Source organism: Planctomycetota bacterium (genome assembly GCA_033763975.1).
Classification (GTDB): domain Bacteria; phylum Planctomycetota; class Phycisphaerae; order Phycisphaerales; family UBA1924; genus RI-211.
This window is the reverse complement of record JANRJM010000018.1, coordinates 88,469-112,471: the sequence shown is the minus strand read 5'-3', so window position 1 is coordinate 112,471 and position 24,003 is coordinate 88,469. Positions and strand designations below refer to the sequence as shown.

The 24,003-nt window shown below is 72.3% G+C and carries 25 protein-coding genes; 18 read left to right on the top strand and 7 right to left on the bottom strand.

Translation table 11 applies throughout. The features are described from left to right. The first annotated feature begins 64 nt into the window (after positions 1–64). From SFY69_12340 to SFY69_12320, 5 genes are all read left to right on the top strand, one after another. Complete coding sequence (locus tag SFY69_12340) at positions 65–1,105, top strand: ligase-associated DNA damage response exonuclease (protein ID MDX2132830.1); 1,041 nt, start codon at positions 65–67, stop codon at positions 1,103–1,105. Then, complete coding sequence (locus SFY69_12335; GenBank protein MDX2132829.1) at positions 1,102–2,742, top strand: ATP-dependent DNA ligase; 1,641 nt, start codon at positions 1,102–1,104, stop codon at positions 2,740–2,742. The genes SFY69_12340 and SFY69_12335 overlap by 4 nt, the downstream gene beginning before the upstream one ends. Continuing rightward, on the top strand, positions 2,735–5,308 hold the full coding sequence (locus SFY69_12330) for a ligase-associated DNA damage response DEXH box helicase (protein ID MDX2132828.1): 2,574 nt from the start codon (positions 2,735–2,737) through the stop codon (positions 5,306–5,308). Before SFY69_12335 ends, SFY69_12330 begins: the two co-directional genes overlap by 8 nt. 14 nt (positions 5,309–5,322) lie before the next feature. Then, positions 5,323–6,057 carry a ligase-associated DNA damage response endonuclease PdeM gene (pdeM, locus tag SFY69_12325; protein ID MDX2132827.1) on the top strand — a complete coding sequence of 245 codons (735 nt, stop codon included), beginning with the start codon at positions 5,323–5,325 and terminating at the stop codon, positions 6,055–6,057. Between the two features lie 117 nt (positions 6,058–6,174). Continuing rightward, the gene (locus SFY69_12320) at positions 6,175–7,371 is read left to right on the top strand and encodes an aminotransferase class I/II-fold pyridoxal phosphate-dependent enzyme (protein MDX2132826.1); all 1,197 of its coding nucleotides are present in this window, start codon (positions 6,175–6,177) and stop codon (positions 7,369–7,371) included. A 7-nt stretch (positions 7,372–7,378) separates the two neighbouring features. Here SFY69_12320 and SFY69_12315 read toward each other — a convergent pair whose 3' ends face one another. Continuing rightward, positions 7,379–8,368, bottom strand: a complete 990-nt coding sequence (locus SFY69_12315; GenBank protein ID MDX2132825.1) for an iron ABC transporter permease — start codon at positions 8,366–8,368, stop codon at positions 7,379–7,381. Positions 8,369–8,431: 63 nt separating this feature from the next. Here SFY69_12315 and SFY69_12310 point away from each other — a divergent pair, with 63 nt between their 5' ends. Continuing rightward, positions 8,432–8,719: a F0F1 ATP synthase subunit epsilon gene (locus SFY69_12310; GenBank protein ID MDX2132824.1), complete on the top strand. Its 288-nt coding sequence runs from the start codon at positions 8,432–8,434 to the stop codon at positions 8,717–8,719. Positions 8,720–8,744: 25 nt separating this feature from the next. On the opposite strand, the gene SFY69_12305 is transcribed toward SFY69_12310, so the two are convergent. Further along, positions 8,745–9,419: a hypothetical protein gene (locus SFY69_12305; protein ID MDX2132823.1), complete on the bottom strand. Its 675-nt coding sequence runs from the start codon at positions 9,417–9,419 to the stop codon at positions 8,745–8,747. A gap of 316 nt (positions 9,420–9,735) precedes the next feature. Here SFY69_12305 and SFY69_12300 point away from each other — a divergent pair, with 316 nt between their 5' ends. Next, complete coding sequence (locus SFY69_12300) at positions 9,736–10,305, top strand: RNA polymerase sigma factor (protein ID MDX2132822.1); 570 nt, start codon at positions 9,736–9,738, stop codon at positions 10,303–10,305. Further along, positions 10,302–11,147 carry a hypothetical protein gene (locus SFY69_12295; protein ID MDX2132821.1) on the top strand — a complete coding sequence of 282 codons (846 nt, stop codon included), beginning with the start codon at positions 10,302–10,304 and terminating at the stop codon, positions 11,145–11,147. Before SFY69_12300 ends, SFY69_12295 begins: the two co-directional genes overlap by 4 nt. Positions 11,148–11,149: 2 nt before the next feature. Here the strand turns inward: SFY69_12295 and SFY69_12290 are convergent, their stop codons facing one another. Continuing rightward, positions 11,150–11,797, bottom strand: a complete 648-nt coding sequence (locus SFY69_12290; GenBank protein ID MDX2132820.1) for a TIGR00730 family Rossman fold protein — start codon at positions 11,795–11,797, stop codon at positions 11,150–11,152. A 294-nt stretch (positions 11,798–12,091) separates the two neighbouring features. Here SFY69_12290 and SFY69_12285 point away from each other — a divergent pair, with 294 nt between their 5' ends. The 8 genes from SFY69_12285 to SFY69_12250 all read left to right on the top strand — a co-directional run bounded on the left by SFY69_12285 (position 12,092) and on the right by SFY69_12250 (position 18,986). After that, complete coding sequence (locus SFY69_12285; GenBank protein MDX2132819.1) at positions 12,092–12,778, top strand: LuxR C-terminal-related transcriptional regulator; 687 nt, start codon at positions 12,092–12,094, stop codon at positions 12,776–12,778. 58 nt (positions 12,779–12,836) lie between these two features. Next, on the top strand, positions 12,837–13,295 hold the full coding sequence (locus SFY69_12280) for a hypothetical protein (protein MDX2132818.1): 459 nt from the start codon (positions 12,837–12,839) through the stop codon (positions 13,293–13,295). A 102-nt stretch (positions 13,296–13,397) separates the two neighbouring features. Continuing rightward, on the top strand, positions 13,398–14,192 hold the full coding sequence (locus SFY69_12275) for a type II secretion system protein (protein MDX2132817.1): 795 nt from the start codon (positions 13,398–13,400) through the stop codon (positions 14,190–14,192). A gap of 35 nt (positions 14,193–14,227) precedes the next feature. Beyond that, a complete protein-coding gene (locus SFY69_12270) occupies positions 14,228–15,010 on the top strand; it encodes a hypothetical protein (GenBank protein ID MDX2132816.1) in 783 nt (260 codons plus the stop codon). A 98-nt stretch (positions 15,011–15,108) separates the two neighbouring features. Next, positions 15,109–15,762, top strand: a complete 654-nt coding sequence (locus SFY69_12265) for a hypothetical protein (protein MDX2132815.1) — start codon at positions 15,109–15,111, stop codon at positions 15,760–15,762. Between the two features lie 127 nt (positions 15,763–15,889). Then, complete coding sequence (locus SFY69_12260; protein ID MDX2132814.1) at positions 15,890–16,621, top strand: ABC transporter ATP-binding protein; 732 nt, start codon at positions 15,890–15,892, stop codon at positions 16,619–16,621. Next, on the top strand, positions 16,618–17,940 hold the full coding sequence (locus SFY69_12255) for an ABC transporter permease (protein MDX2132813.1): 1,323 nt from the start codon (positions 16,618–16,620) through the stop codon (positions 17,938–17,940). The genes SFY69_12260 and SFY69_12255 overlap by 4 nt, the downstream gene beginning before the upstream one ends. Positions 17,941–17,981: 41 nt before the next feature. Beyond that, positions 17,982–18,986, top strand: a complete 1,005-nt coding sequence (locus SFY69_12250; protein MDX2132812.1) for a DUF3299 domain-containing protein — start codon at positions 17,982–17,984, stop codon at positions 18,984–18,986. A gap of 57 nt (positions 18,987–19,043) precedes the next feature. Here the strand turns inward: SFY69_12250 and SFY69_12245 are convergent, their stop codons facing one another. The 3 genes from SFY69_12245 to SFY69_12235 form a co-directional block, all read right to left on the bottom strand. Continuing rightward, a complete protein-coding gene (locus SFY69_12245; protein ID MDX2132811.1) occupies positions 19,044–20,339 on the bottom strand; it encodes a Glu/Leu/Phe/Val dehydrogenase dimerization domain-containing protein in 1,296 nt (431 codons plus the stop codon). Between the two features lie 173 nt (positions 20,340–20,512). Further along, entirely contained in the window at positions 20,513–20,674 is a 162-nt protein-coding gene (locus tag SFY69_12240; GenBank protein ID MDX2132810.1) for a small basic protein, read from the bottom strand. 32 nt (positions 20,675–20,706) lie between these two features. Beyond that, positions 20,707–21,510 carry a hypothetical protein gene (locus tag SFY69_12235; GenBank protein MDX2132809.1) on the bottom strand — a complete coding sequence of 268 codons (804 nt, stop codon included), beginning with the start codon at positions 21,508–21,510 and terminating at the stop codon, positions 20,707–20,709. Between the two features lie 47 nt (positions 21,511–21,557). Here SFY69_12235 and SFY69_12230 point away from each other — a divergent pair, with 47 nt between their 5' ends. Further along, positions 21,558–22,103: an NADH-quinone oxidoreductase subunit I gene (locus SFY69_12230; GenBank protein ID MDX2132808.1), complete on the top strand. Its 546-nt coding sequence runs from the start codon at positions 21,558–21,560 to the stop codon at positions 22,101–22,103. 126 nt (positions 22,104–22,229) lie between these two features. Here the strand turns inward: SFY69_12230 and SFY69_12225 are convergent, their stop codons facing one another. Further along, on the bottom strand, positions 22,230–22,913 hold the full coding sequence (locus SFY69_12225) for a hypothetical protein (protein MDX2132807.1): 684 nt from the start codon (positions 22,911–22,913) through the stop codon (positions 22,230–22,232). A 360-nt stretch (positions 22,914–23,273) separates the two neighbouring features. Here SFY69_12225 and SFY69_12220 point away from each other — a divergent pair, with 360 nt between their 5' ends. Beyond that, positions 23,274–23,993: a hypothetical protein gene (locus SFY69_12220; GenBank protein MDX2132806.1), complete on the top strand. Its 720-nt coding sequence runs from the start codon at positions 23,274–23,276 to the stop codon at positions 23,991–23,993. The last annotated feature ends 10 nt before the right edge of the window (positions 23,994–24,003 follow it).

Genomic DNA, 24,003 nt, shown 5'->3' with positions numbered 1-24,003 from the left:
GGACGCCCGGATGCGGGGCGACGCGGGGGAATAATCGCCCGTGACCAACGCGGACGTGCTGCAGATGACGGAACGCGGGCTGTGGTGCCCCGCGGGGGGGTTCCACATCGACCCCGCCGTCCCCGTGCCCGTCGCCGTCGTCACGCACGCCCACGCCGACCACGCCCGGCCCGGCAGCGCGCTGTACTACTGCGCCGAGGAGGGACGCACCCTGCTCGCCCGGCGCATGCCGCCGGATGCACGCATCGTCGGCGTCGACTACGCCGCCCCGTTTCATCTCGGCGGGGCGCGCGTCTCGTTCCACCCGGCCGGGCACTTGCGGGGTTCGGCGCAGGTCCGCGTCGAGGTCGGGGGCAGCGTCTGGGTCGCCTCCGGCGACTACAAGCGCCAGCCCGACCCGACATGCACGCCATTCGAGGTCGTGCACTGCGACGTGTTCATCACCGAATCCACCTTCGCGCTGCCGATCTACGCGTGGGACCCCACCGAGCGCGTCGTCGCCGCGCTCGCCGCGTGGTGGCGCGACAACGCCGCCCGGGGCCAGGCGAGCATCGTCTGCACCTATGCCCTGGGCAAGGCGCAGCGCCTGCTCGCAGAACTCGCGCGCCTGGCGCCGGGGTCGCTGCCCGCGGGCGAAGACGCCGGGCCGCCCCGCGTGCTGCTGCACGGGCTCATGGAGCCCCTGACCCGCGTGTACCGCGACGCGGGGGTGGCGATGATCGACACGGCCCCCGTGCTCGACGACGACCGCCCCCGCGCACGCCGCGCCCGCGGATCGTTCGCCGGGGCGCTCATCGTCGCACCGCCGTCGGCCGTCGGCACCCCGTGGGTGCGTCGCTTCGGCGCGGGGGTCCGCACCGCGTTCGCGTCTGGGTGGATGCTCGTGCGGGGCGTCCGTCGTCGGCGCGGGTTCGACGCGGGCTTTGTCATCTCCGACCACGCCGACTGGCCCGATCTGCTCCGCACCGTGCGCGAGACCGGCGCCACGCGCGTCCTCACGACGCACGGCTCGGGCGCCACGCTCGCCCGGTTCCTGCGCGAGCAGGGCGTCGACGCCTCGCCCCTCCAGGGCCCGCCCGCCCCCGCCGGCGAGGACGACGCGTGAACCGCTTCGCCCGCCTGTTCGAGGCCCTGGACGCGACCACGTCCTCGGGCGAGAAGGCCGACGCCATCGGCGCGATGCTCGCCGAAGGGGCCGACGAGGAAGCCTCGTGGATCCTGCACGCGCTGCTCGGGCGGACGATCGCGCGCACCGTGACGCCCCGCACGATCGCGCGCTGGGTGCGCGACGCGGCGGGCCTGCCCGACTGGCTCTTCCGCGAGTGCTACGTCGCGACCGGCGACCTCGCCGAGGCCGTCGCGCTCGTCATCGACGCGTCGGGCCTGGCGCGCGGGGGTGGTGGCGACGCGTCGCTCCCGGTGCACCGCTGGATCCGCGAGCGCCTCGAGCCGCTCGCGCTGCTCGACCCCGCCGAGCAGCGCGCGCACGTGCTGCGCTACCTGGGCGAACTGCCGCGGACCGAGCGGTTCCTGCTGATGAAGCTGCTGACGGGCGCGATGCGGGCGGGCGTCGCCAAGGGCATGGTCGTCCGCGCGCTGGCGCGCCACGCGTCGCTCGACGAAGAACTGATCGCGCAGCGACTCGCCGGCGCGTGGTCGCCCGGGCCCGACGCCATGGCGCACCTGCTCGCGCCCGCCGACGCGCCCGACCGCACGCCCCGCCCCGCCCCGTTCTTCCTCGCCTCGCCCGTCGAGGAGCACCCCGGCGCACCCGACGCGCTCGGGCCGATCTCCGACTGGCTGCTCGAATGGAAGTGGGACGGCATCCGCGCACAACTGCTCCGCAGCGCGGGCGAACTCTCGCTCTGGTCGCGGGGCGACGAACTCCTCACCGAGCGGTTCCCCGAGATCGCCGACGCCGCCGCACGCCTGCCCGCGAGCGTCACCCTCGACGGCGAGATCGTCGCGTGGCGCGACGGACGCCCGCTGCCCTTCAGCGTGCTGCAGCGGCGCATCGGGCGGCGGGCGCTCTCGCGGGGCGTGCTGCGCGACGCCCCCGCCGCGTTCCTCGCGTTCGACGTGCTCCGCGTGGGGACCGACGACCTGCGCGAGCGCCCGCTCTCCGACCGGCGCGCCCTGCTGGAGCAGGTCGTGGCCCGAGCCGCCCACCCGCGCCTGCTGCTGTCGGAGGTCGTCTCGCCCGCGACCTGGGACGACGCCCGCACGCTCCGCGCCGCCTCGCGCGAGCGCGGGGTCGAGGGGCTGGTGCTCAAGCGCCGCTCGTCGCGCTACAGCGCGGGCCGCGTGCGGGGCGACTGGTGGAAGTGGAAGATCGCCCCCCGCACGTTCGACGCCGTGCTGCTCTACGCCGAGCCCGGGCACGGCCGGCGCGCCGGGCTGCTCACCGACTACACCTTCGGCGTGTGGGATCGCGGCGTGCTCGTGCCCGTCGCGAAGGCGTACTCGGGCCTCACCGACGCCGAGATCGCCGAACTCGACCGCTGGCTGCGCGCGCACACGCTGGAATCGTTCGGTCCCGCACGGCGTGTCGAGCCGACCCGCGTGTTCGAGATCGCGTTCGAGGGGATCGCGCGCTCGCCCCGCCATCGCGGGGGCATCGCCTTCCGCTTTCCCCGCATGCTCCGCCAGCGCCCCGACAAGCGCCCGCACGACGCCGCCACCATCGAGAGCCTGCTCGCGCTGCTCCCGCCCGCCCCCCGCGAGGAGACGCTCTTTGGCTGAGCCCTCCCGCCCCCGACGCGCACGCTCGCCCCGCGCTGCACGCCGCCCCGACGCAGACCCCGCGCTCGCGTGGCGGCCCGGCGAGCCCGGGCGCGCGGCCCTCGAACGCTGGTTCGCCTCGCGCGGGTGGACTCCCTGGCCATTCCAGCGTGCCGCCTGGGACGCGCACGCCACGGGACGCAGCGGGCTCATCGAGGTCCCCACCGGCGCCGGCAAGACCTACGCCGCCTTCGGCGGCGCGCTCGCGCACCTGCTCGACGACGCTGGCGCGCCTCGCCCCGCCCCCGCGCCGGGCGAGGTGCGCCCGGGCAGCCTGCGCGTGCTGTACCTCACGCCCCTGCGCGCGGTGGCGCGCGACATCGAGCTGGCCCTGCGCGCGCCGGTCGAGGCGCTGGGCCTGCCCTGGCGCGTCGAGGGGCGCACCGGCGACACCACCACCGCCGCGCGTGCCCGCCAGCGCGTCGCGCTGCCCGAGGTGCTCGTCACCACGCCCGAATCGCTCACGCTGCTGCTCGCCTCCGACGAGCCGCGGGCGCTCTTCGCGGGCCTGCACGCCGTCATCGTTGACGAGTGGCACGACCTGCTCGCCACCAAGCGCGGCACGCAGGTCGAGCTCGCGCTCGCGCGCTTGCGCACATTCGCCCCGGCGCTGCGCGTGTGGGGCATGTCCGCCACGATCCCCAACGTCGACGACGCGCTCGCGACGCTGCTCGGCGCCCAAGCCGACGCCAGCCCCCGCGCGGGCGCGCTCGTCCGGGGCGGGATGTCGCGCCCCATCCACGTCGACAGCGTGCTGCCCAGCGACCCGCGCCACCTGCCGTGGGCCGGGCACCTGGGCCTCACCATGCTCCCGGACGTGCTCGCGACGCTCGACCCCGCGACGCCGACGATCGTGTTCACGAACACGCGCTCGCAGGCGGAGCGCTGGTTCCACGCGCTCGCCTGGAGCCGCCCGGCGTGGGAGGGCGTGCTCGCGCTGCACCACGGCTCGCTCGATCGCGACGAACGCGAGCGCGTGGAAGCGGGCCTCAAGGACGGCACCATCCGCATCGTCGTCGCGACCAGCTCGCTCGACCTGGGCGTGGACTTCGCGCCCGTCGAGCGCGTGCTGCAGATCGGCTCGCCCAAGGGCATCGCGCGCGTCGCGCAGCGCGCGGGCCGCGCCGCACACCGCCCCATGGCCCCCTGCCGCATCACCTGCGTCCCCACGCACGCGATGGAGCTCGTCGAGATCGCCGCGGCTCGGGCCGCGCTGCACGCGGGCGACCTCGAACCCCGCAGCCCGCACGAGCGCCCGATCGACGTGCTCGCGCAGCACCTCGTCACCTGCGCGCTCGGGGGCGGGTTCCAGGCCGACGACCTCTACGCCGAGGTCCGCACCGCCTGGTCGTACCGCGCGCTCGACCGGCGCGACTTCGACCACGCCCTCACGCTCGTCACCAACGGCGGGGTGCTGCACGCCTACCCGGACTTCACCCGCGTCGTGCGCGAGCCCGACGGGTCGTACCGCGTCCGCGACCGGCGTATCGCCCAGCGCCACCGCATGAACGTCGGCACCATCGTGTCAGACTCCACCATCGAGATCCGCTACGTCGGCGGGCGATCGCTCGGACGCATCGAGGAGCACTTCGTCGGCAACCTCCGCGAGGGCGAACGCTTCGTCTACGCCGGCAAGGTCCTCCAGTTCGCCTTCCTGCGCGACATGATCGCGTACGTCCGCGCCGCCCGCGGCTCCACGTCGCTCACGCCCATCTGGGGCGGCACGCGCCTGCCCATCTCCGAATCGCTCGCGCAGGCCATCCGCGAGGCGCTCCAGGCCGGCGGGCGGGGCGAGTTCGCCACGCCCGAGATGGACGCCGCCCGCCCGCTCATCGAGACCCAGCGCCGCCTGAGCGCGTTGCCCGACGCCGACGAAACGCTCGCCGAGATCCACGACACGCGCGAAGGGCGCCACCTGTACCTGTTCCCCTTCGAGGGACGCCTCGTCCACACCGGGCTCGCCGCCCTCATCGCCCTGCGCCTCACGCGCCGTCGCACCGCGACGCTCGTCACGTCGACGAACGACTACGGCCTGGAGATCCTCGCGCCCAAGGCCTTCCCGTTCGAGGACCACCTCGCCGCCGACCTCTTCTCGCCAGAGCACCTCGCCGCCGACGCGCTCGAGAGCGTGAACAGCGGGCAGCTCGCACGCCTCCAGTTCCGCGAGATCGCCCGCGTTTCCGGGCTCGTGATGGAGAACGACCAGGGCCGGCGCAAGACCGGGCGACAGACCATGGCCTCGGCCGGGCTGCTCTTCGACGTGCTCAGCGAGCACGACGCGGCCAACCCGCTGCTCGAGCAGGCGCGCCGCGAGGTGCTCGAGCGCCACTTCGAGGGCTCGCGCCTCGCGCGCACGCTCGCGCGCCTCAGCGCCGGGGCCCTGCGCCTCACACGCCCCGCGCGCTTGACGCCCCTCTCGTTCCCGCTGCTCATCGAGCGCCAGAGCGCGCTGCTCTCCAGCGAGACCATCGCGCAGCGCGTGGAGGCGATGCGCCGGGAATGGCAGGAGGCCGCGTCCCGCCCGTAGCCCTACGCTCGCGCGTGCTCGACCTCCCCGCCCAGCCCACCGCCCCGCCCGACGCCCCCGACGCGCTGGCGCCGGGCACGTTCGCGCCGTGCGCGGCCCGCGACGCCTGCCTCACCATCGCGGGCCAGCGCCTCGTGCTCCTGCCCGAGCGGGCGATCCTCTGGGGCACGACGCTGCTGGTCGCGGACCTGCACCTGGGCAAGGGCGAGGCGATGTGCCGCCTGGGCGTCGGCGTGCCGCGGGTCGTGCTCGACGAATCGCTCGACCGCCTCTCGCGCGCGGTCGTCCGCACCGGCGCCTCGCGCGTGCTCGTGCTGGGCGACCTGCTGCACGCCCCGCTGGGAATCACCCAGGGGCTGGTCGAGCGCGTCCGCGCGTGGCGCGATTCGTACCCGGGCGACGTCACGCTCGTGCCCGGCAACCACGACCGCGCGCTCGCCCGCGTCGCCGACGCCTGGCATCTGCGCCTCGCGCCCGACGTGCTGCACGAGGCGCCGTTCGCCTTCGCGCACGATCCGCAGGCGCTGCGCGAGCACCACTCTCCCTACGCCTGGTGCGGGCACATCCACCCCGCGGTGCGCCTCGGCCCGCCCCGCCTCGCGACCTCCCTCCCGGCGTTCCTCCTCTCGCGTGCCGTCGGCGTCCTCCCTGCCTTCAGCGCCTTCACCGCCGGGGCGCCCGTCCGCCCCGCGCCCCACGACCGCCTGTACGTCGTCGCCGACGGGCGGGTCATGGAACTGACGGCGTAATCGAACGCTCCCGCGGGCGCGCCGGCGATTGACAGACCCGAACCCTCGCTCGCGCGTGGCGCTCGCACACCCTCGCTCGCCAACGGGCCCGCACGCAATCTCCGCTATCCTCCGCGCATGTCCTACGTCGCGCAGCGATTCCGACCCTTCGGCCACTCCATCTTCGCCGAGATGACCGCCCTCGCGCAGGCGCACCACGCCGTCAACCTCTCGCAGGGCTTCCCCGACTTCGACGGCCCGGACATCGCCAAGCTCGCCGCCATCGACGCCATCCGCGACGGGCACGCCCAGTACGCGCGGATGGCCGGGCTGCCCGCCCTGAACGCCGCCATCGCCCGCGCGTGGCAGCGCGACGGGCGCCCCGCCATCGACCCCGAGCAGCACGTCACCGTCACGAGCGGGTGCTCCGAGGGCATCGTCGCCTCGATGCTGGGCCTGCTGAACCCGGGCGACGAGGTCATCCTGTTCGAGCCCTTCTTCGACTTCTACGTCACCGGCGCCGCCATGGCCGGCGCCACCGTCCGCCCCGTGATGCTGCACCCGCCCCGCGATCCCCGCGCCCCGGGGGCGGCGTTCTGGTTTGACGAGGCCGACCTCGCCGCCGCATTTTCGCCCCGCACGCGCGCCATCATCGTCAACACGCCCCACAACCCCACCGGCAAGGTCTACACGCGCGACGAACTCGCGTGCATCGCCTCGCTCGCCGCCAAGCACAACGTGATCGTCATCACCGACGAGGTGTACGAGCACCTCACCTTCGACCCCGCCCTCCCGCACGTCAGCCTCGCCACCCTCCCGGGCATGTGGGACCGCACGCTCACCCTCTCCAGCCTCGGCAAGACATTCAGCCTCACCGGCTGGAAGGTCGGCTGGGCCATCGGCCCCGAGCCCCTCACGCGCGCGATCCGGGCGGCCCACCAGTTCATCACGTTCTGCGCCCCCACCCCGCTGCAGCACGGCGCGGTCGCCGCCCTCGACGGCGCCCCCGAGTACGCCGCGTGCGTGCGCGAGCTCTTCACCGCCAACCGCGACACGCTCGCCGCCGCCCTCTCGCGCTGCGGGCTCACCGTCTTCCCGTCGCACGGCACGTACTTCGTGATGGCCGACCACACCCCGCTGGGCTTCGCCTCCGACCGCGCATTCTGCGAGCACCTGACGCGCGAGGTCGGAGTCGCCGCGATCCCGCCCTCGGGGTTCTACCTCACGCCCGGCGCCGGCCGCTCGCTCGTGCGCTTCGCGTTCTGCAAGCGTGCCGACACGATCGCCCAGGCCGTGCGCCGCCTCGAGCGCCTCCGCCCGAGCACGCCCGGCTGAGACGCCGCTAGAACGTGCCCCGGCGCGCGGACCGCAGCATGCCGATCAGCACCGGCGCGCCGATCAGGCTCGTGAGCGCGCCCAGGGGCAGGTGCCCCGCCCCCAGATCCACCGCGCGCACCAGCACGTCGCACCCCACCACCAGCGCCGCCCCCGCCAGCACCGACCCCGGCACGAGCGTCCGGTGCCCCGGCCCCGCCAGCAGACGCACCACGTGCGGGCACACCAGCCCCACGAACCCCACCGGCCCGGCCAGCACCACCGACGCCGCCGTCAGCACGCCCGACGCCACGAACAGCACGCCCCGCAGCCGCCCCAGCCGCACCCCCGCGCTCCGCGCCTCGTCTTCCGACAGGCTCGCCACGTCCATCGCGCGTGCGCCGACGCACCCCACCGCCAGCCCACCCGCCAGCGCCAGGCCCGCCGCACCGATCTCCCACCACCCCGCGTCGCGGATCGATCCCAGCAGCAGCCGGGCGGCACTCTCACCCTGGTCGGGCAGCAGATGGCGCACGATCATCGTGCCGGCGCTCGCCATGATGCTCACGCCCACGCCCACGAGCACCAGCGTGATGGGATCCAGCACGCCCCGGCGCACGCTGAGGGCGTACACCAACGCCAGCGCTACCAGGGCCCCCGCGACCGCCGCACCGGCCGTCGACACGCCCAGGACGTCCGCCGACGCCAGCCCCTGCCCGCCGAGGTACCCGACGTACGCCGCGATCATCACGCCCAGCCCGGACCCCGACGCCAGCCCCAGGATGTCCGGCGAGGCGAGCACGTTCCGAAGCAGCGACTGCAGGAACACGCCCGCCAGGCCCAGGCACCCTCCCACCACCATGCCCGCGCCGACCCGCGCCCCGCGCAGGTCCAGCGACTCGAACGACCACGTCAGCCCGCCGCCCGGCGCGCGCCCGATCGCCAGGCGCAGCGCCACCGCTCCCAGCAGCAACGCGCCAAGCAGCAAGACTGTCGGGGCCGGTTTCAGCCGGGGCACGCCACAATCTATCGCCCCCACGCCCGCCGCGGCGTACCATCACCACTCCGCCGGAGTCAGCACGTGGCCAAGAAGTCCTTCGTCTGCACCGTCGTCACCCCCACCGCCTCGCTCGTCAGCGGCGAGGTCTTCTACGCCAACGTCCCCGCCTGGGACGGCCAGATGGGCTTCCTCCCGGGACGCGCGCCCATCCTCGCCCGCCTCGGCAAGGGCGAACTCCGTCTCGACTTCGCCGACACCCAGAAGTTCAAGGGCGGCACCGCCTCGTACCGCATCGACGGCGGCTTCATCAAGATGGCCGACGACAAGCTCGTCATCCTCGCCGAGAAGGCCGAACCCATCAACGCCTGATCGCGCCCGCCCCCGCCCGCGCTCGTCAGTCGGTCTTCGTCGGGTCGTCGGGCTTCACCACCAGCGGCTGGTCGGGCAGCCTCCCCAGCCACGGATCCCGCTCCAGCGTCTGCGCCCCCGTAAAGATCGCCCCGTCGCGATAGACGTGGTTGATCACCGGCGGGATGTGGGGCCACCGCAGGTCCATCCGGTTGTACTCGCGCGGCAGCCAGTAGTGCCGGATCTTCACGCCCCGCCAGCGCTCGAACACCATGTCGAGCACCGTGTCGTCGGGAATCGTCGGCTCCTGCTCCGCCGCCTTCACCCACGCGTACATCAGTTGCAGCGCCGGGGGCGTGTAGTTGAAGAACACCACCCCGCTCGTCGCCTGCAGACGCTTGCACGACTGGTCCGGACCGTTCGTCCCCGGGTCCGGGTCCGCCGCCCAGTTGTACACGGCGAAGTCGAACTTGGGCGCGTCCAGCAGCGCCGGGAACTGGCACACCTCGCAGTCGGCGTCGCACCAGATGATCGGACGCTTCAGCCCCAGCAGCTTGCGCTGCATGAATCCGGGCTTGCGCGAGTTGTTCCGCGCCCACACGCCGGTGGACTCCAGCTGGTCGACGTGCGGCGTGATCCCGAACCGCTCGCAACTCGCGCGCAGCTTCGTCGCGAAGTCCTTGTACGCCCCCTCACCCGTGTAGAAACTCACGATGTCCATGGAGGTCAGAAGCGTACGGCGCGCGCCGAACCCCACGGCCCCCCGTGGCCAGCAGAGCGCACCGCCGCCCGGGGGAATCTCCTCCGGTCCCCCCGGGCGGGCGATCTCGAATGTCCGGAAAGACCCGCGTCCTTGCACGCCGCACGCTCGGCCGGGGAGATTCGCACGCGATTGGGCGCGCGGCCCGCATCCGCCACGCCCCCGGGGCGGATGCAACGCCGGCGCGTGGTACCATCGCGTCCTTCGAAAGGAACCAGTTCTGTGCCGCGTTCGGCGCTCCTGGCCGCATGGCGGGGTCGGAATCGGACATGCACCCGTGAGCGACGAATCGGTCCAACCTGGAATGTCCGAAGACATGGGCACCGGCGGGCCGGCAGATCGCCTGTCGCCGCAGGAGTTCGCACTCCGACTCCAGGAGTCCCGCCGCGTCGTGTGGACCATCGCCGCCGCCATTCTGCACGACTCGAGCCAGGCCGATGACGTGGTCCAGGACGCCGCCGCCATCGCGCTCGGCAAGCTGGGCGACTTCGACCCGGCAACCAGTTTCACCGCGTGGTTCGGGCAGATCGTCCGGTTTGTGGCCCTCAACGAAACGCGCCGCCGACGCCGGCATCCCACCTCGGGGCCCGACGCCCTCGACGGCGCCCCCGCCCGCCGCGCCGACGGAGCCTCCCCCTTCGACCGCCGGGTAGACGCCGCACTTGCCACGCTCTCCGATGTCGCCCGAACCTGCCTCGTGCTCCGCACCGTGCACGGGCTCTCCTTCGCCCAGATCGCCGAAGCCCTCGACCTCCCGGAGGGCACGGCCATGAGCCACGTTCATCGCGCTCGCGCCGTGCTCCGCGAGCGGCTCGCCTCCAACGCCGAAGAAGGGGGGTCGCCATGACCGGCCTCCCGCCCATCTCCCCCGCCGACCAGCTGCTCCTCGACCAGTTCGTCGACGGGCTGCTCGCCCCGCCCGAGCGCGACGCGTTCGAACGCCGGGTGCAGTCCGAGCCCGTGCTCCGCGACGCTCTCGCGCAGCAGCGCGCCCTCGACGCGGCGATCTCCCGCCTCTACGCCTACCCCGAATCGGCCGCCGCCAATCCGACCGCCCCTGTCCCTGCCCCGACCCCCGCCCCTGCGACGGAGGCGGGCCCGGGGCCCTTCCGCCTCACCCGGCGCCTCGGCTGGCTCTCCGGCCTGGCCGCGGCCATCGTCATCGCCTCGATCGCGCTGTTCCTCTACCAGCCCTCCGGGCTCACGTTCCGCGAGCCCGATGCGCTCTACGCCCAGTACCAGGCCGCCGGGTTCAAGCCCGCCTGGAAGTGCGAGAACGACCAGGAGTTCGCCGACGCCGTCGCGTTCTACCTCGGGTCGGCCGTGGTCGTGCCGCAGGCGACGCCCGGCGTCGAGGTGATCGGCTGGTCGTACGCCGACGAGTTCGGCAAGGGCACCCCGATCTCGCAGCAGACGCTCTCGCTCTTCACCCGCGTCGAGGGGCAGAACGTGCTGGTGCTGATGGACCGGGCCGAGCGCGACCGGCGACTGTCGGTCGATCCCGACTCGGGCCTGCGCCTCTTCCGGCGCGAGGTCAACAACCTTGTCCTGTACGAGGTCACCCCGCTCGACAGGCCCCGCGTGCTGCCGCAGGCCATCCCCGCCACGCCCACCCCGCGCGGCGGCGAGCCCCCCGAACCCGCGCCCTTCGATCCCGAAGCGCCCGGCCCAGCGCGCCCGCCCGAGTAGCGCTACTCGCCCAACCACCAGCGCCGCTTGGCGAGCTTTGCCCGGCGCACCACGTCCAGGTCCATCCCGTGCCGCACAAACGAGATCGCTTCCGCCGGGTCGTCCGTCACGTGCACCAGGTCCAGATCCCGCGCGCTGATGGTGCCCGCCTCGATCATCCGCGTGTTCATGAACTCCACCAGCGGGGCCCAGTAGTCCCGCCCCATCAGCACGATGGGGAACGACAGGATCTTGTTCGTCTGCACGAGCGTCGCGGCCTCGAACAGCTCGTCCAGCGTTCCGAATCCGCCCGGCAGCACGACGAACGCCACGCTGTACTTCACCAGCATCACTTTCCGGACAAAGAAGTACCGGAACGTGATGAACCGATCCACGTACGGGTTGGGCGCCTGCTCTTCCGGCAGTTCGATGTTGCACCCCAGCGACCGGCCCCCGGCCTCGCGCGCGCCGCGGTTGGCCGCCTCCATGATCCCCGGCCCGCCGCCCGTGAGCGTCGTCAGGCCGATCGCGGCGATCCGCGCCCCAACCTCGCTCGCCATCATGCAGTAGGGGTTATCGGGCTTGAACCGGGCCGATCCGAAGACGGTCACGCACGGGCCCACAAAGTGCAGCGCGCGGAACCCGCGGAGAAACTCTCCCGAGATCCGCACGACGCGGAATGCCTCGGCCAACCGAGCCCGCGGGCCGCCGAGAAACACCCGTTGGTCCGCTTCCTCGGCCCCGGGCGACCATCCAGCGGGGCGGAAATTTCCAGTGTCTTCCATAGGTGGGCCCGAATCCAGCCGCCCGGCTACAGCGAAGCGCTAGCAGCACTCGTGAAAATCAGGGCAAGTTGACTGGGACATCCGATTTGGGATAATCCTTGGTGAGTGAATACTCTTTCACTTCCAGTTTCGAAACGTTCTGATGAAGGGATGGAGAGCCCATTGATGAAGAGTTCATTCATGACAACTCGGCCCACGGCGGTGGACGCGACGGTGATCTGGGAAGCCCTCATCGCGGACTCTGACGCCGGGGTGCTGATCCTTGACTCCAAAGGAGTTATTGAGTTCGCGAACGAGCGCGCGGTCGAGATGTTCGGGCTGCGGGATGGCGCGGCGTGCGTCGGGCACCCGCTCGCGGAGTTTGTTCCGCCTGATGTTTTTAGAGACCGCATGAGTCTCGCGCAGGAGAGTTTGGCCGCGGGACGAGCCGTCACTGTCGAGGGGATGATCGCCGGACGCCTGCAGCAAAGCACGTTCAGACCGATCCCCGGATCGGCAGGCGCGCCCGCGAGTGTTCTGGTGGTGAGCCGTCTGGCCGGCCCGAGCGATCCGCTGAGCCGTCTGCCCTCCCCGGGCACCGTGCGAGCCCACGTGGATGACCCCGGCGCGCTGGGCGTGCTGACCGCGCGCGAGATGGAGATTCTGAAGCTCATCGGGCTGGGCCTGTCGTCGGCCGAGATCGCCCGCCGCCTTGAGCGCAGCGTCAAGACGGTCGAGTGGCACCGCGTCTCCCTGGGCGACAAACTGGGCGTGTCGAACCGCGTCGAACTGGCGCGCATCGCCATCGGGGCGGGGCTGGTCGGGGTTGATCCCACCCCGCCGGGCGCCGCCGCCAAGCCCGTCGCGAGCGCTGATCGGGCCGATTGATCCATTCCCGTCCCGAAGCGCTTGACGCGCGGGCGGCGGGGTGGTTTACTTTCTTCTGATGAGACGGCATTCTCATCTTGAGACGGGCGGCCCGATGCGTGTGGCGGCGGTGATGCTGCTCATCGTGCTCGCGATGATCGCGCGCCCGCTCGCCGGATCGCTGCACGCCTGGTCGCACGAGGCCGATCCGCGTCTGGGAACCCACGCACACGCGCCGCACACGCACGCCGAAGACTGCGCCGGGCACGCGCACGAGCACGCGCCCGGGCACACGCAGGATCACGGGCAGCCCGCGCCGCACGAACCCACGGACCGCGACGGCGGGCACGATCGCCCGGCGACGTGCAGCACCTGTCACGACCTGTACCTCGCCAAGGCGGTGGACGCCGGCGCGGCCCCGCGGGCGCCGGCGCCGCAGGCCGCGGGCGAGTACGTGTGCACGCGAACGGGGCGCGACGCGCCGCCGGAACGCCGCTCGCTCGTGGCCGCCCCGCGCGGGCCGCCGGCGCGGGCGTAGCCGGTCGTTCGCTGCGCGCGTGTTCTCGCGCGTCCACCCGTTTCGCACCCCGTGCTCAATCCTCGCACCGTTGCCGGCGCCGTCGCCGGCTGGAGTTCGCGCATGCGAACCCGCGCGTTCACGCTCATCGAGCTGCTGGTGGTCATCGCGATCATCGCGTTGCTCATCGGGATCCTGCTGCCGGCGCTGGGCAAGGCCCGGCTCGCCGGGCGCGAGGTCAAATGCCTCGCCAACCTGCGCAGCCTGCAGGCGGGGCAGCTCGTCTACTGCGACGACTACAAGGGCCTGTTCGCCGACGTCGGCCTGCCGCACGGCGGCTCGGGCGACCCGCGCCTGTCGTTCATCTACACGCTGAGCGAGTACGTCGGGAGTCTGCCCCGGGCGTACGACCCGTCGTCGACCGGGGACGACTACTACACGCCCGAGCTGCTGCGCAGCCCGGGGGATGCGAGCCGCTTCTGGCTTTCGCGCGAGGGCGGGCAGCAGGAGCAGTCGAGCGGGGTGTGGCGGAAGACCAGCTATGGGATGAATAACTGGCTGAGCCGCACGTACAACCCGGGGACGTCCGATCGCGAGCCGTTCGATCGGCTGGCGAAGATCGAGCGTCCGTCGGGGACGGTGCAGTTCATGCTCATGACCGAGGCCGGGCACCCGACGACGGGCGCACCGGAGTTCGCGGTGTCGGACCACCCGCACGTGGAGAACTGGGGCACCGCCGTGCAGGCCCCGGCGCGCGCGGGGGCCGAGGCGCACATCGCGAAGTGGGGCGGGCGGGCGCGGACACCCTCGGCGGTGTCGACCTACTCGTTCCTGGACGGGCACGCGTCGGCGGCGGCGTTCGACCGCCTCTACGCGGGCCAGACTCAGAACTCGTTCTACCCCGACGGCGCGCCCTAGCGCCCGCGGGCTCTCGAACAATCGGAGACATCACCATGCATCGTTCCATGCGCGTTGCGGCGCTCGCCACGGCGGCCTGCGCCGGCACCTGCCTCGCGCAGGTCCACCAGGGAGACATCGAGCTGCGCGTCGAGGGCGCGCGGATCACCACGCACGCGCCGACCGGCCCCGACCGCGTGTTCGCGTCGGTCATGGGCACCATCGATCCGGGCTACGCGCGAGACCCCGGCTTCGACTGCGCGACGGGCACATTCCCCCTGAACTCGCGCATCGGCTTCCGCGTGCTCGACGCGCTGCGCGTCTGGGACGGGCAGGACTTCGACGAGGTCTCCCTCCCGCTCATGGAAGTCGCCTTCAGCACCCTCTCCGCGACGACGCCCGCCTCGCCCGGCGTCGTCGAGGGGTTCACGCTCTCCGTCGGGAGCAACGGCACGTGGCACCGGCACCTGGAGTACACGCTCCTGGCGCCCGCCACGCCCGGGACGTACCTGCTCACGCTCGAACTCTTCAGCACGGCGGGCACGATCGAGGACTCCGAGCCCTTCTGGCTCGTGTTCTCGCACGAGGCGCCGACGGGCGACCTCGCCGCCGGCGTGCAGTGGGTGCGCGACACGTTCATGAACCCGCCCCCGCCGTGCGATCCCGATGTGAACCAGGACGGCAACGTCGATCAGGACGACGTGGCGTGCCTGGCGCAGGTGGTCGGGGGCGACCCGACCTGTTCGAACGCCGATCCGGACTTCAACCGTGACGGCAACGTGGATCAGGATGACATCAGCACGCTCGCGCAGGTCGTTGCCGGCGCGGCGTGCCCGTGAGGAATGTGCCGCCCGCGTGCGTGCGCGAGCGGCGTGAGAACGTGGACATGAACCGTCTCCGGCCATCGGCCGGCGACTCGACCGAAGGAGCAGAGATCATGCGGACGAATGTGATGGCGATGGTGTGCGTGCTGGCGATGAGCGGCGTGGCGCTGGCGCACGAAGAAGGCGACGTGTTCCTCGAGATCGTGAACGGGCGCGTCGAGATCGGGCTCATCAGCGAGGACGGCTCGGAGATCATCCGCGGGCAGCGCGTGTTCACGGCGGAACTGGGCGCGGACGTGCCGAACGTCGGGGGCGAGCCGGGGTTCCAGTCGCTCGTGGGCGCGTTCGATCCCAACGGGTGGGTGCAGTTCAACTTCACCCGGGCCGTGCGCCGCTGGAACGGGACTGACTTCTCGACGCTCGACGGGTCGTTCACGGCCGAGTACGGGTCGCTGAGCGCCCTGACCCCCGCGACCGACGTGTACACCCCGGGGTTCCAGCTCCCCGTCGACACCAACGGCGAGTTCCACGAGCACCCGTTCTGGATCCTCAACGCGCCCGCGGCCGACGGGGTCTACCTCGTCTCGCTCTCGTTCTTCGCGAACAACGCGACGGAGTCTGACGAGGCGTGGATCCTCTTCGGCCAGAACGTCGACGAGCCCACGCTCGACGCGGCGGCGGACTGGGCGAACGCGAACATCCCGGCCCCGGGCGCGGCGATTCCGCTGCTCGCACTCGGGTTCGGGCTGGCGCGTCGCCGGCGGTAGGACATATGGGCGATCCGCTTGAGCAGGCGGTCGCCCGTCCCCTGGCCCCGCGTGGCGAACATCCGCGCGGGGCTATTCTCGGTTTCTCGCGGCGCACGGGCGTCCGCGACTTGGCGCAGAGCACCGCATGACGAACCAACCGGCCGCGCTCCAGCTCGTCGACCTTGAGTTCGAGTACCCGCGCGGGGACGTCGACGCCCCGTTCCGCCTGCACATCCCCGCGTTCACGCTCGCGCCGGGCGAGCAGGTGCTCATCACCGCGCGCTCGGGGGGCGGCAAGAGCACGCTGCTCTCGCTCATCGCCGGGCTGCTCGAACCCCGGCGCGGGCGCGTGCTGGTCGATGGGCGGGCGGTGCACGAGCTGCGCGGGGCCGCCCGGGACCGCTTCCGGGGCTCGCGCATCGGCATGATCTTCCAGACGTTCAACCTGCTGCAGGGCTTCAGCGCGCGAGAGAACGTGGAGGCGGCGCTCATGTTCTCCGACGTGCCCCCGGCGGACCACGGCGCCCGCGCGGGCGCGCTGCTCGGCTCGCTGGGCATCGCGGCCCTGGACCGGCGCGTCGAGCGACTGAGCGTGGGGCAGCAGCAGCGCGTCGCGGTGGCGCGGGCGCTCGCGTGCGGGCCGGCGCTGGTGCTGGCCGACGAGCCGACCGCGAGCCTCGACCCCGAGAACTCCGCGACGGCGATGGAACTGATCCTGAACGCCTGCCGCGAACGCGGGGCAGCGGTGCTGTGCGTCAGCCACGACCCGGCGATGCCCGCGCGGTTCGCGCGTCACGAGCGGCTGGAGGACATCGGTCGTGCGACGGGCGACAGCCCCTCGGCGTCCGGGCGTGCGCGAGCGGGGGGCGGGGCATGACCGACTGGACGATCGTGGCGCGCAGCCTGCGCGTGCGCCTGTTCTCGACGTGCACGACGGTGCTCATCGTGGCGCTGGGCGTGGCGCTGATGGTCGTGCTGCTCACGCTGCGCGACGCGGGACGCTCGTCGTTCGAGCGGGGCACGGGCAACGTGCACCTGCTGGTGAGCCGCGACGCGAGCCCGCTGGCGAGCGTGCTCAACGGGCTGTTCTACGCGAGTTCCCCGCCGCGCCCGCTGCGGATGGCGGAGTACGAGAAGATCGCCTCGCTCCCTCCCGTCGAGTGGGCGATCCCCGTGCAACTGGGCGACAGCTACCGCGGGGCGTACCCGGTGCTCGCGACGACGCCCGAGTTCTTCGCGAAGTTCCAGCCGGCGCAGGGCGCCGCGTGGCGGTTCGCCGACGGTCGCGCTTTCGCCAAGGACTTCGAGGTGGTCGTGGGCGCCAGCGCCGCCCGGGCGACGGGCCTGCGCCTGGGCGACTCGGTGGTGCTCACGCACGGCACGGGGGGCAGCCGCGCCGGGGGGCACGTGCACGACGAGTTCGCGTACGCCGTCGTGGGCGTGCTCGAGCCCACCGGCACGATCCACGACCGCGCGCTCTTCACGAACCTCCAGAGTTCGTGGCTCATCCACGCGTTCGACCGGCTCGAGCGCGCGGGCGGGCACGACGACCACGACCACGAGGGGCACGACCATGCGGGCATGCCCATCGGCGAAGAGGACCTCACCGACGCCGACCGGCTCATCACGAACATCTACCTCCGCGTGCTCACGCGGCCCGGGTCCGACGTGTCCGCGTCGGTGCCGGTCGTGATGGAGACCATCCGGCGCGATCCCGCGTTCGTCGCGTCGCCCCTCACGGTCGCGGGGCCCTTGCAGGAAATCCGGCGTCTCATGGCGATCGTCGGGAACATCGACCAGATCCTGGTGGCGATGGCCGCCGCGGTGATGATCGTGAGCAGCGTGGGCATCCTGCTCGCGCTCTACAACTCGATGGAGCAGCGCCGGCGGCAGATCGCGATCCTGCGGGTGCTGGGCGCCAGCGCGGGGCGCATCTTCTCGCTCGTCATGACCGAATCGGCGATCATCGGGCTGTGCGGCGCGCTGCTCGGGCTGGCGCTGGGGTACGCGGGCTCGCACCTGACGGCGGGGGTCATGCGGGCGCGACTGGGGCTGGTCATCGAGCCGGCGCTGCCGCTCAACGTCCCCGCGACCATCCTGCTCATGACCCTCGGGCTCGCGTGCCTCGCCGGGCTCGTTCCCGCGGTGGTGGCGTACCGCACGGGGGTCGCGAAGAATCTCCGGCCGGCGGCGTAGGCGGCGGGGTGGCAACGGTTGGGGGCTCGGGAGTCGTTCGCATGAAGATCTTCTGGCTCATCCTCGCCCTCGTCGTGATCCTCGCCGGCGGGGCGCTCGCCTTCCCGCTGCTGCGGGGGTCGGCGTCCCAGCCGACGCCGGCGCCCGCACGCGACGACGGCCCCATCGCCGCCGACACCGGCCCCGCGACCGGTACGCCTTCGACGCCCGCGAACGCGCAGCCGTCCCAGGCGGGCGCCACACCCGACGCCTCCGCGCCACACGCGGGGGCCGCACCCGGCGCGACGGGGGCGACGCCTGCAGCGCCCGACGCGACGCCGCCGCCCTCCGGTGCGGCCAGCAACGCCGACAGCAGCATCGAGACCGCCGCGCCCCGCGATGAGAAGGCCCCCGGCGGATCGATCGCCGACGCGCAGGAGCGCGCGCTCCGCGAGCGGCTGCCGGGCGTGTCGGTGACGGTCACGCCCGCGCCGGACGCGGACGCCCGCAGCGACGAACTTCCCCAGGGCGCCCCGGCCACGCTCCCGGCCCTGCCCGAGAAGATCGGCGCGTTCAACGTCTCTCCCGATGTGATCGAGGCCCGCGGCGACACGCTGGTCGTCGACGGCAAGTACGTCGTGAAGGGGTCGGGAACGCAGGCCGACCCGTACGTCGTGACGTGGGAGATGCTCACGTCGGTCGCGACGGCGTTCGATCCTCGCGCCGGCAAGCGCAGCATCCCGGGGCGCGTCGCCATGCTGCACGAGAAGCACGTGCGCATCACCGGGTACGTCGCGTTCCCCATGATGGTGAAGCAGCCCCGCGAACTGCTCGTCATGCTCAACCAGTGGGACGGGTGCTGCATCGGCGTCCCGCCCACGCCCTACGACGCGATCGAGGTGGAGCTCACCCGCGCGGTCGAGGGCAACACGCTCTTCGCCACCGCCGGGTCGGTGCACGGGGTCTTCGGCGTCAAGCCCTACGTCGTGGGCGACTGGCTCGTGGGGCTCTACGTCCTCGCGGGCGGGGAGCTCAACGCGACCGACTACGGCGGCGCGGGGTTCTAAGACCCACGCCCCCTCGCCCGCCCCGGGACGCACTTCCCCCGGTCGCCCCCGCGCGTCCTACGCCTCGTCGTCGGGGATGAACACCTCGTACCCGCGCGACAGCAGGCCCGTGCGCCCGCGGTGCCCCTTCAGCAGGCGCCTCACACCGTCGTCCACGCAGCGGGCGGCATCGGCCAGGATGTCCTCGCCCTTCGTGCTCGCCCCCGTGCCCATGAGGTACGCGAATGCCCGCGCCATCCCGCAGTTCGCGACGAAGTCCGGGATGATCTCGAAGTGCTCGTCGGCCTTGCGCTGCAGGTCCAGCATGTCGGCGACCCACTTGACCAGGTCGTGCTTCTTCGTCCGGCGCGCGAACGGGTTGTTCGCCCCGCAGCTCCACACCTTGACCCCCGAGCGGCGCAGCTGCTTCAGGCGGGCGCCGTCGATCGTGTGCGACGCCGCGGCGGGGATGAAGATGTCGGCCTCCACCTCGAACAGCTCGTCGGCGTCGTCGCTCGAGAAGATCGCGCTCTTGCGGGCCTTGGGCTTGGGCAGCGACGTCCCTTCGCGCGACGCGATGAGCGCCCGCACGTCGAACCCCTCCTCGTCGATCGCGACGCGGAACCCGCGCGCGTCGCGCGTCGACGCGGCGACCAGCCGGCACCCCCGCTGCTCCAGGTAGTACGCCGCGAACGCCCCCACCGCCCCGAAGCCCTCCACGCTCACGCGCTCGCCCTCGAGCTTCATGCCCCGGGCGGCGTAGTACGTCTCGACCGCGCGCGCCACGCCCAGCCCCGTCACGACGTCGGCGACCATCCACGCCCCGTCGCGCGGGCCGGGAAGATCGTCGAGCTTCACCATCGCCTCGCACCCGCTCGTCAGGCGAGCGACCTTCGCCGCCACCGCCTCCCCGTCCGCGGGCGACATGTGCCCGGCGCAGATTCCCTGCTGCGGGTGCCCGATGCCGACGACGGCGGCGGTGATCGCGCTGGCCTCCGAGACCTCGTCGACGTTGACGTCGCCCCCCGTCCCGTAGCAGTCCTTGAGGTACGGGCCCACGTGGCGGTACCAGCGCTCCAGCACGCCCCGCTTCTCCTTGGGGTGCGTGAGCGGATCAAAGCGGATGACGCTCTTGCCCCCGCCGATGTCCGGCCCGCACACCTGGAACTTCACGCCCATGGTCTTCGCGAGGAAGACGGCCTCTTCCCGCGAACCCTCGGCACGCATGCGCGTGCCCCCGCCCGCCGCCCCGCCCCGCAGCGTGTCGATGCACAGCCAGCCGACCGCGTCGGTGCGGTCGTCGTGCCATTCCACGACGATGGACGGCTGACGCTCGAAGAACCGCGCGTACTTCTTGAACCCCGCTGCGCCCATGCGTGCCTCCAGGTCCGCCCGAGGGGCGGGGAGCAAGCGTAGCGGCGCGCGCGGGCGAGGCTACAAACACGCACGCCCCGCGCGGGAGGCGGGGCGTGCGGACGATTGCTCAGAGAATCGATCGGGCCCGCGGCCCGCGGGGCGGGGCGCCCGGCACGAGGGCGCGCCGCGGATCAGCCCTTGCCGGCGAGGGTCTTCGCCAGGCCCAGGGCCTTGTCCTTCTTGGCGTCGAACTTCTTGTCGGCGACCAGCTTGTTGATGCGCTCCGTGCGGGTCAGCACGCTGCGCTTGCCGGACATGTTCGCGGAGATCTTGAGGGAGCGGTCGAGACTCATGGCTTCTTCCTTGCGCGACGCCGCGCGGGATCCTACTGATGCTTCATCCACCCGGGCTTCGCGAAGTTCGACGAGCCCCGCCGTTCCTTCTGCCACGCCGGGCCCACCTGCGCGATCCTCGCCTCCAGATTCGTGACGACGGTCTGGTTGCTTCGGAGTTCGTCCCGCGTGACCCCCGGGAGCGCGTACAGGCGGTACCGCGCGACCGGGCCCGGATTATTGACTTCCGCCCCCTTCGCGTCCACCGGCACCGCGAACGACCCCACATTGTTCTCGGACAGGAACGCCATCGCCGAGACGGCGTCCTCGCGCGGCAAGACCGCCAGCGCAAGGTAGTTCAGCCCCGATTCCCGCGGGTCGGCGATGTCGCCCGTCGCCCCCAGCACCCGCCCCGCGGGGATCGCCCGCGGGGGCGTCGCTCCGGGGCCCGGCGCGGGGCGTGCCGCCTCGCGCCGCTCCGGCTGCGCGGGCGCCGGCGAGGCCGGTCGCTCGACCGTCCCGGGCTCGTTCACCGCGGGACGCGCCAGCACGTCGCCGAGCTCTCGCTCCACCCGGGCGGCCTCTCGCGCCGACCCCCACTTCACTCCGCCGATCCACGCCCCCAGCAGCAGCACCAGCACCACCGCGACGGCGATGTACACCGTGTTCATCGGCAGGCGCAGGAACGTCGGCTCGTGCACGTCCTCGGCCTCGGGGGGCTCGGGACGCACGCCCGGGGCCGGCCGCACCGGCTCTCGCACCGGACGCGGGCGGGCCGGGGCGCTGACGCGCGCCGCCGCGGGCCCGCCTCGGGAGAGCAGATCGAACAGGGGAGTGGTGGAGCGCCCGCCGGCCATGACGCATGGTACATCGGCGGAACGGCTCGGGTATACTCCACCCGCGAATGGCAATCAGCGAACAGGACGTAGTGCGACTGACTCCCCGCCCGATGAGCCGGCTGGAGGCGGTCTACATCCCCGAGATCGTGAAGGGCTTCGGCACCACGCTGCGCCACATGATCACCAGTTTCGGGCACGGCAAGACCAGCCGCACCATGCAGTACCCCGAGGTGCGCCGCGAGGACCTGCCCGTGCTCGAGGGCGGGCAGAACGCGTCGAACTTCCGGGGCGTGCACCGCCTGAACCGCGACGAGCAGGGACGCGTCAAGTGCGTCGCGTGCATGATGTGCCCGACGATCTGCCCGGCCCGGTGCATCCACATCACCGCCGCCGAGAGCCCGTGGGAGGACCGCGAGAAGTACCCCGCGAAGTTCGAGATCGACGAACTCCGCTGCATCTTCTGCGGCATGTGCGAAGAGGCCTGCCCCGTCGACGCCATCGAACTCACCCCCGAGTACGACGTGGTCGGGTCGTCCCGTCAGGAGATGATCTTCGACAAGGAGAAGCTCCTGCACGTCTACGACGTCACGATCGGCCGCAAGCCGATGTAGCAGGGGCGGGGCAGCGAGGCAGCAAGACAGCGGAAAAGAAGAACGCCCGTCCAGGCTTGGACGGGCGTCGGTGTCTTTGGAGGTCGTGCTCGCGACCGACCCGCTCGAAGGGCGGGTCACGCGTGCTCAGCGCCGGCGGCGGACGATCGCCAGCCCGCCCAGCCCGAGGAGCACCAGGGCGCCGGGGGTGGGGACGACGCGGCCAGAGAAGCTGCCCTCGGCCGTGAACTCGGCGCCGATGTTGCCGCCGTTCTGAACCGGGACCGGGTTGCGGGCGAGGTCGAACAGGTCGGTGAGGGTGAACGCGAAGCTGTTGTCGCGCCCCGAGGCGATGATCCCGCCGAGGATGCCGCCGGTGGTGATCACCATGCTGGGGTCCGCGGCGGAGTTGGAGAGCACCGAGCCGGAGGGGCCCAGCGCGTTGGGGCCGGGGCCGAGCGACGTGAACGCGCCGTTCTGCCATTCCACGCGGAGGATCAGCCCGCCGCCGGCCGCTTCGTTGAACTGGAAGTACCCGCTCGTGTTGTAGACGTGCACGCCGCCCGCGTAGGCATAGGAGTTGAGCGTGGCGTCGAAGTCGAACGTCGCCGGGATGCTCACAGGGCCGCCCGGGCCCTGCTCGTCAAGATCGACGAGGAAGTTCACCGACACCGGGGCGTCGTCCTGCAGGCGCCCGAGGGCGGCGCCGACGGGGAAGCCGCGGAACGTGGGGCCGGCCGGGTTGGTATCGGACGCGAACGAAACGAAGGCCGCCTGGGCAAGGCCCGACGCGGCCAGCGTCGCGAGCGAGGCAAGAACTGCGGGACGCATGGGAAATCTCCTCTCAGACCGCCGCTCGCCTCCCGGGCGCGCGGTGGACGCATAGCCCCCGCCTCCGCGGGGGATCTCTTCATGCTCCACCGTGACACGGCTTCCGGCGTTGGCCACCGATCTGGCGGAAAATCTCGCCCGGATTGCCAGTCGCCCTGGGACGGACCATGGCAAGTCCGACCTTCCACCGAACGCGGGCGATGTGAATCGCATGTGAAAGGAGGCAACCCGCATCGAATTTATCGACAGTTCGGTTGTCACCGGCGCGACGTGTTGCACCTTCCCATTGGGTGATCGGGCCCGCGCTGCGTGGGAGCGCCGCGCGTCCCGAACGAAGCCTGAAGATCAGGGAGGGCGTCGATGCGCGCTATTGCCGTCTCACTGTGTGTGCTCGCGGGCGCTGGGGTGGCGAAGGCCGACTTCTTCAGCTTCGCGTCTGACATGAACACCGACGGTCCGACGTTCGCCGGGGCGCCCTTCCTGCCCCCGGGGCTGGGCACCATCACCGACGGCGCGCACATGAACATCGACCACACGGTGCGCGTCAGCCTGCTCTGGGACGCCGACGAGGACGGGCCCGGACCCGCCGTCCCCATCACGTCGAACTTCGTCATGCAGATGTCGCTCAACTCCTACAGCCCCGCGCCGGTCAGCGGCGGGTTCCTCCACTCCTACGCCGGCTCGGGCTCCTTCGAGTTCCAGGATCCCACCACGCTCGCGTCCTTCCTGCGGGTCGAGTTCTCGAACGCGATCTTCTCGACGTTTTCCGCCAGCGCATTGACCTGGGGCAGCACCGGCACGATCCAGGCGAACGCCGGCACCGATGCGGCGCTCGCGTACATCCCGGGCGCGACCGGCCCGCTCGCCGGCCGCTCGCTCACCGACAACGAGGGCTTCGCGTTCACGCTCACCGCGCTCCGCGCGATGGGCGGCGGGAACGTCCCCGTGCTCCAGAACGGCGCGGTCACCACCGAGTGGCTGAGCGAGGGATCGTGGTCCGGGCACGCCGTGCCCGCGCCCGCCGGTCTCGCGCTCGCGCTGGCCGGCCTGGGCGTGTTCGCCCGCCGCCGTCGCGCCTGAACGCCCCGCG